Annotated in this window: 8 protein-coding genes and 1 riboswitch; of the genes, 5 read left to right on the top strand and 3 right to left on the bottom strand. The window is 37.7% G+C overall.

All coding sequences use genetic code 11. The features are described 5' to 3' along the window. A partial coding sequence (locus AC06OU_RS13775; RefSeq protein WP_475856507.1) for a YdcF family protein occupies positions 1–398 on the bottom strand: 398 nt, incomplete at its 3' end. 18 nt (positions 399–416) lie between these two features. Next, entirely contained in the window at positions 417–1058 is a 642-nt protein-coding gene (locus tag AC06OU_RS13770; protein ID WP_475856505.1) for a glycerol-3-phosphate acyltransferase, read from the bottom strand. Between the two features lie 144 nt (positions 1059–1202). Then, a riboswitch (SAM riboswitch) is annotated at positions 1203–1319 on the top strand. Between the two features lie 121 nt (positions 1320–1440). On the opposite strand from AC06OU_RS13770, the gene AC06OU_RS13765 reads away from it, so the two are divergent. Then, positions 1441–2733: an O-acetylhomoserine aminocarboxypropyltransferase/cysteine synthase family protein gene (locus tag AC06OU_RS13765; RefSeq protein ID WP_475856503.1), complete on the top strand. Its 1293-nt coding sequence runs from the start codon at positions 1441–1443 to the stop codon at positions 2731–2733. Positions 2734–2857: 124 nt separating this feature from the next. Then, on the top strand, positions 2858–3844 hold the full coding sequence (locus AC06OU_RS13760; RefSeq protein WP_475856501.1) for a homoserine dehydrogenase: 987 nt from the start codon (positions 2858–2860) through the stop codon (positions 3842–3844). Positions 3845–3904: 60 nt separating this feature from the next. Here the strand turns inward: AC06OU_RS13760 and AC06OU_RS13755 are convergent, their stop codons facing one another. Continuing rightward, positions 3905–4135 (bottom strand): excisionase family DNA-binding protein, encoded by a 231-nt coding sequence (locus AC06OU_RS13755; protein WP_169359239.1) that lies wholly within the window; start codon positions 4133–4135, stop codon positions 3905–3907. A gap of 90 nt (positions 4136–4225) precedes the next feature. On the opposite strand from AC06OU_RS13755, the gene AC06OU_RS13750 reads away from it, so the two are divergent. The 3 genes from AC06OU_RS13750 to AC06OU_RS13740 all read left to right on the top strand — a co-directional run bounded on the left by AC06OU_RS13750 (position 4226) and on the right by AC06OU_RS13740 (position 6469). After that, positions 4226–5107, top strand: a complete 882-nt coding sequence (locus tag AC06OU_RS13750) for a DMT family transporter (RefSeq protein ID WP_475856499.1) — start codon at positions 4226–4228, stop codon at positions 5105–5107. Between the two features lie 33 nt (positions 5108–5140). Then, a complete protein-coding gene (locus AC06OU_RS13745; RefSeq protein ID WP_475856497.1) occupies positions 5141–5707 on the top strand; it encodes a lysostaphin resistance A-like protein in 567 nt (188 codons plus the stop codon). Between the two features lie 312 nt (positions 5708–6019). Further along, the gene (locus AC06OU_RS13740) at positions 6020–6469 is read left to right on the top strand and encodes a hypothetical protein (protein WP_475856495.1); all 450 of its coding nucleotides are present in this window, start codon (positions 6020–6022) and stop codon (positions 6467–6469) included. Positions 6470–6528 lie beyond the last annotated feature (59 nt).

The raw sequence follows: 6528 nt of genomic DNA, 5'->3' as shown, positions 1-6528 counted from the left end.
AGCTGTTGGGAGTATAAAAGGTTTTCATACGTAGAGGTAGATTGATCTTCTACTATGATTCGACTCTCCATAATTCCGTTCTCTACGAGATAATTTTTCATAACTACAGCTTCCTCTATATCCTCATCTTGTCCTTGTCCTCCAGTAACAACAAGTTTTACAGCTGGATATTTTTCAGCATATTCTAGTGCTGCTTCTAAACGATAAAGAAGTGCTAGAGAAGGTATATGTCCTTTTTTTACCTTGGCCCCTAACACAATCGCATACTCATTGGAACCGTCTGCCTTAGGCTTTAAGCCATCCTCGAGCCATTTGCTTGTAAGCATCCACATACCTAATCCGCTCGATGCAATTATTATGAATGGAATGACCACAATCCACCTCTTTTTTTTGCTCATTTCACTCACTCTTTTCCTTTAAAGCGAAGGCTTCTTTTTCTTAATAACAGAAGAAATTTTTGTCTCTTCCTTTCTTATTAATCGTTGGACGTTCTCTACATGTAAGAAGGAAGCCATTAAAAATAGGAAGGCTGCTATCAAAATAGGCCCTGCTCCATCCGCTGTCCAGACAGAGGCACCAAAGAATACGAGGTAAAAAAACAAAACCCCTATCAACAAATAATCCGTTAAAAGTGTAACGCAGATTAATATAAGCAATCCTGCTAATCCGACCGGCCAATGCAATGCAAGCAATACCCCTATGATGGAAGCCGTGCCTTTTCCACCCTTAAATTTCGTGAAAACTGGAAAGTTGTGTCCTAAGATGACCGCAGCACCAGCAAGGTAAAGAAGTAAATCCAGCTCCGATGAACTAAATAAGCTCCACTGTTCTGAAAGTACACGTACGCCAATAATCATAATGGCACCCTTTAATATATCTATGACTCCCACTAAAATACCATACTTCCAGCCAAGTACTACAGTAGCATTGGATGCTCCGGAATTATTTAAGCCTTCTTTTTTTATATTAACTCCACTCATCCATTGAGCGAGTTTAGATCCATGTAGCGAACCAATGATGTAGCCTGTTAGGAGAATGCTAACTATCCAAACAACCATTCTATGACACCCCTTATAAAATTATTCTATCTATTATATTAAACGATTAAAAAAAGAAGAAGTTTCAGAATTTTTATAAAATGACTTGACATCTAAATATACGGAGACTTATACTGTGTAACAAGATGGAATACTAATCAAATACTCTTATCAAGAGTGACTGAGGGAATAGGCCCTAAGAAGTCCGGCAACCACCAAGTTCTATAGCTTGGAAAGGTGCTAAATCCTACAAATTCTTTAATAGAATTTGGAAGATAAGAGGAGGAACATGTCATCAATTTGACCCCTCTTCTTAATTGAAGAGGGGTTTTTATAGTTGTCAGTTCTATAATCCTCTCTGGCCTCCAGCATCCATCTAATCTACTAAATCGGAGGAATTCAAATGACTAATCTTCAAAAAGAAACACTTCTATTACACGGTGGACAGACGCCTGATCCAGTGACAGGATCTAGAGCAGTACCGATTTACAAAACAACCTCATACGTATTTCAAAACACAGAGCATGCACAAAATCTATTTGCCTTGAAAGAGACTGGTAATATCTATTCCAGAATCACAAACCCAACCGTAGATGTTTTTGAACAAAGAATTGCATTACTGGAAGGAGGAACAGCAGCAGTAGCACTTTCCTCAGGAGCAGCAGCCATTGCATTTTCTATTTTGAACATTGCTGGAGCTGGAGATGAAATTATAGCTGCTGAAAATTTATACGGAGGAACTTTTAATCTATTTGCACATACACTCCCACGTTATGGGATTACAGTAAAATTCGTAGATTCCTCTGATCCAGAAAATTTCCGTAAAGCTGTGACAGAGAAAACGAAAGGGTTCTTTGCAGAAATCATTGGAAATCCAAGCTTAAATGTTCTAGACGTAGAAGCTGTTTCAAAAATTTCCAATGAAGTAGGAGTTCCATTATTAGTAGATAACACATTTGCTACACCTTTTGGTTCAAATCCTATAGAGTATGGAGCTAACATTGTTATACATTCTGCAACGAAGTGGATTGGAGGACATGGGACAACAATTGGTGGTGTAGTAGTAGATGGAGGGAATTTCAATTGGAACTCCGATAAGTTTCCGGGATTTACAGAGCCTGATGTTACCTATCATGGGTTACGTTATGGAATCGACGTACCAAATGTGGCATTTGCAATTAAGCTAAGAGTTCAGTTACTTCGTGATTTTGGTCCTACTCTTAGCCCAGAGGCAGCATTTTCCTTTCTACAGGGACTAGAAACACTTCACTTAAGAGTGCCAAAACATAACGAAAATGCACAGAAGATTGCAGAATACTTAAATGCAAATGAGGAAGTGTCATGGGTTAACTACTTAGGGCTTGAAAACCATCCAACGCACGAGCTGGCTAAAAAGTATTTAAAAAATGGCTTCGGTTCTATTCTGACATTTGGAGTGAAGGGAGGCAGAGAAGCAGGTAGACAAATTATTGATAATATTGAAATTTGGTCTCATGTTGCTAATGTAGGAGACGCAAAATCCTTAATTATCCACCCAGCTTCTACTACTCACCAACAGCTTACTCCAGAGGATTTAGTAAAAACGGGCGTTTCAGAAGATCTAATCCGCTTGTCTGTTGGCTTGGAGGCAGTAGAAGACTTACAAAATGCACTCGAAAAAGTACTCTTGAGAAAAACAAATGTCCTCTCTAGGTAGAATTCTATTGTATAATGAATAAAAATAGTCTACAATATGTAAAATAGTCAATAAATTTATTGAAATATTACACAAGTGCGATTATTTATATTCAATTGTACAGATTCATTTTGGAGGAGACGGCATGGCAAAAATAAAAGCAGCGATTTTAGGGTTTGGAACAGTCGGCCAAGGGATTTATCACATCGTAAATGAAAAAAGAGAAGACTTAAAAAAATCATTGGGGTTGGATATTGAGATTTGTGCAATCCTTATTAATAATTTAGCAAAAGAAAGACCCGAAACTCCAGGAGTTTTGGTAACAGACGACTTTGAGGATATTGAGAACATTCCTGGACTCCAGGTAGTTTTTGAGGCAATTGTTAACGAAGAGCCCGCATATAGCTATCTATGCAGAGCAATTGACAAAGGCTGTCACGTGATTACTGCAAATAAAGTTATGTTCTCTAAATATAGTATCCCATTGCAGGAGCGCGCAAAATCACGAGGTGTATTTGTAGGCTACGAGGCTACTACTGCTGGTGGGGTGCCAATAATCAAGACTCTAAAAAACCTGCTTCAAGTAAACTCTGTAAAGAAAATTCAAGGAATATTAAATGGAACATCCAACTATATTTTGACGCAAATGCGTTTAGAGGATTCACCATTTGAGAATGCCTTAAAAGAAGCACAGCTGCTTGGATATGCAGAGGCTGATCCTTACAACGACATATCCGGTCAGGATGCATTCCGCAAGTTAATGATCTTAAGCGCATTGGCATTTGGAAAACAGCCAGATTGGGAAGATGTACGTGTAGTAGGAATTGATGAAATTACATTAGAGGATGTACATGAAGCCAAGGATAAAGGTCTTCGTTATCGTCATGTAGCAGAAATTGAGCAGGATGAAAATGGAGAGTTATATGCTTCAGTAGGACCTCAGCTGGTAGGAGCAGATCATCCGTTGTATGCAATCGAAGGAGTAAATAATGCTGTTTCTCTTGATACAAACTATATTGGGACACTTACACTAGTAGGTCCTGGAGCGGGTATGTATCCTACTGCTAGTGTGATGGTAGAGGACTACGCAGAGATTATCGGTAAAAGAGCAGGCTTTTTTATTACAATATAAAATCAAAAAGGACAATTTCCCTTCGGAAAAAGTCCTTTTTGTTTGATATGCTTGAATTGGCTAGTCCTCATCCTTGACATCAATGTCCTCTGGAATTGGAGTATTGCGCCATTCATCAATTTGGCGTTTTAATTCTTCCACTTGCTCTAAATGGGTTTCAAATTGAGCACTATTGACAACATACTGTTCTCCATCAAAAACAGCACGTATCTTTTTATCGGCGATATACCTTTTGACTTGTTCAAGTGGCATCGACAAGAAGTCAGCTGTTTCTTCTACTGTCATGTACATGGTACAAATCCCTCCTACGTCTTTATTAGTATAATGGAGACGAAGAGGTAACTCAATGTCCTCACATAGAAAATAGTTGTAGTAGAAAGGATGAAAAGAGTGGCTGTTATACCATACATATTTGTATTACTGGGAGCGATGCTTTGGGGAACGACAGGTACGGCTCAAACATTTTTACCAGATAATGCTCATCCCTTTATTATTAGCGCTGGACGATCGGCAACGGGAGGCATTCCGCTATTAATCGTAATGATTTTACTAAAAAAGTTAAAGCTTCACACTTGGCCATGGAAACAAACGTTATACGCTGCTATTTGTATATCCTTGTTTCAGCTTTTGTTTTTTTCATCCGTTCGATTAACAGGAGTTGCCATTGCCAGTGTTGTTGCTATTGGAAGTGCGCCTGTATTCTCGGGCATGGTTGAATGGGTTTTCTTAAAAATGAGACCTACAAAAGTGTGGGGTTTCTCTACTGGGCTAGCAATTGTTGGCTGTCTGTTTTTATTTTTAACGAAGGGTGAAGTAACAATTGATCCGGTAGGTATTTTATATTCATTAGTTGCCGGGCTTATATTTGCCTTTTATACGCTTACAAGCAAGTCCCTTTTACAAAAAGAAGAAGCCATCCCTGTAGTGGCAATGACATTCTCACTAAGTGCGTTGCTATTAACGCCATTTTTCTTTATATATGATATAAGCTGGCTAGCTGATCCAGGTAACGTGGGAATCATCGTCTATCTAGGCTTGGCTACAACGAGTGTGGCATATGTTTTGTATGGGTGGGGTCTTCGGAAAATACCAGCATCCTCTGCATTGACCTTATCTCTAGCAGAGCCAACCACAGCAGCACTACTCGGTGTAGTGGTAGTAGGAGAGATTTTAGGATTTACATCGTGGATAGGAATTGGTTTGTTGCTTGGAAGTATTGTCATTTTAACTCTTGGCAGTAAGGTGAGCAAACAGTCAAAATAATAGCTTGATAGTATAGAAAGGATAAATAATAAAATGAACTTGAAAAGCATGATTCCAGCTTATATCGGCTTGAATTTATTATGCAGTGCCATACTCTTTTTTATGGTACTAGAAGGCTATTTAGCATTCACAACCGTTTTAGCCTTTCATGAAGCTTCAAAAATATTTCTGGTCATCATCCTGGTTTCGATTGTTTTAACTCTATACGGAATCTTATTGACTTATCTAACTCCAGAAAAGCACGTAGATGAAATGAATAAAAGTTATCAAGATAGTTCCGTGTTTGAAATTATCTCGTTTATGTTTCTGGCTGCTCTCTTTGAAGAATTACTTTTCCGTGGAATTATACAAAATGTCTTATTTATAATCGTCGATCATCAATGGCTAGCCATTTTACTAACTTCATTTTTATTTGTAGCGTTTCACGTACAGTACTATAAAAAACCGTTGATGCTACTAAATATATTAGTGCCAAGCTTAGTTTTTGGCTGGTGTTATTTTTATACAGATAATTTATTGGTGCCCATCATTGTCCATTTTATAATGAATGTTAGTATGACCCTATTGTTTAAATTTAATAAGATTACGCTGAAGGCATAATTTAGAAAGACAGTCTCTTTTAGAGGCTGTTTTTATTTTAGTTTAGGAAATTAAAAATTCTGAACCTGTGGATAAATTGATGTCTAGCTCCACCGCCTTGCCCCTCGGGGTCAAATGGAATAATACTGCGGTGGCTGAGGAACTGCCTCCTCGCATTTTCCCATTTGCCTGTCGGGGCAGTGACAGGCGCTTGCGCTTTTCTTGTGAAGCTCTCCAAATTTGGTTGAAAGGTAAAAGAGAACAACTTGTTGAATAATATAAAAAGGTAATGCTAATTCTGCTAAATAGAAATCTGGAAGAGGAGTTGAAAAGATGAAGGAAATAATTGTGTCTATTATTTATTTTATAGCGTCCATTGCTTTCTTTCTTCACTTCTTTTATGATTCCAGCAAATATTTAAGGATTGATCCAACTCTACACTTTTTATCCATTTACATTCCGTTAATTTTATTATCGTATGTTCAAATTTATATTATTTGGATGGATGAAAGAGAAAAATTCTTTAAAACGACAGGATTGTGCTTATTAGGTATTGTTTGTATTACTTTGATGTATGAAATAGTTAAGCCTAATTATACGTATGAAGAAGCAAAGCAAATAGTAGCGAGGGAGTATGACGTAGAGGTCCAAGAGAGTTTTCTAACTACTATACCTCAAGCGGAGACAGGTAAAGAGAATTATCGTATGAATGTTATTCAGGATTCCAATGAAATTGTTGTAATCTTTAACCCATATACAAAGGAAATACTGTTTTTAAATTAACACGCTGTTTCGAGCAAGAGTCGAAGCAGCTTTTATTAATATGTCTGTTTTTAAAACGT

The organism is Psychrobacillus sp., from assembly GCF_056205495.1.
Note: the sequence above shows the minus strand (reverse complement) of the source record. Positions and strands in the feature narration are given on the sequence as shown.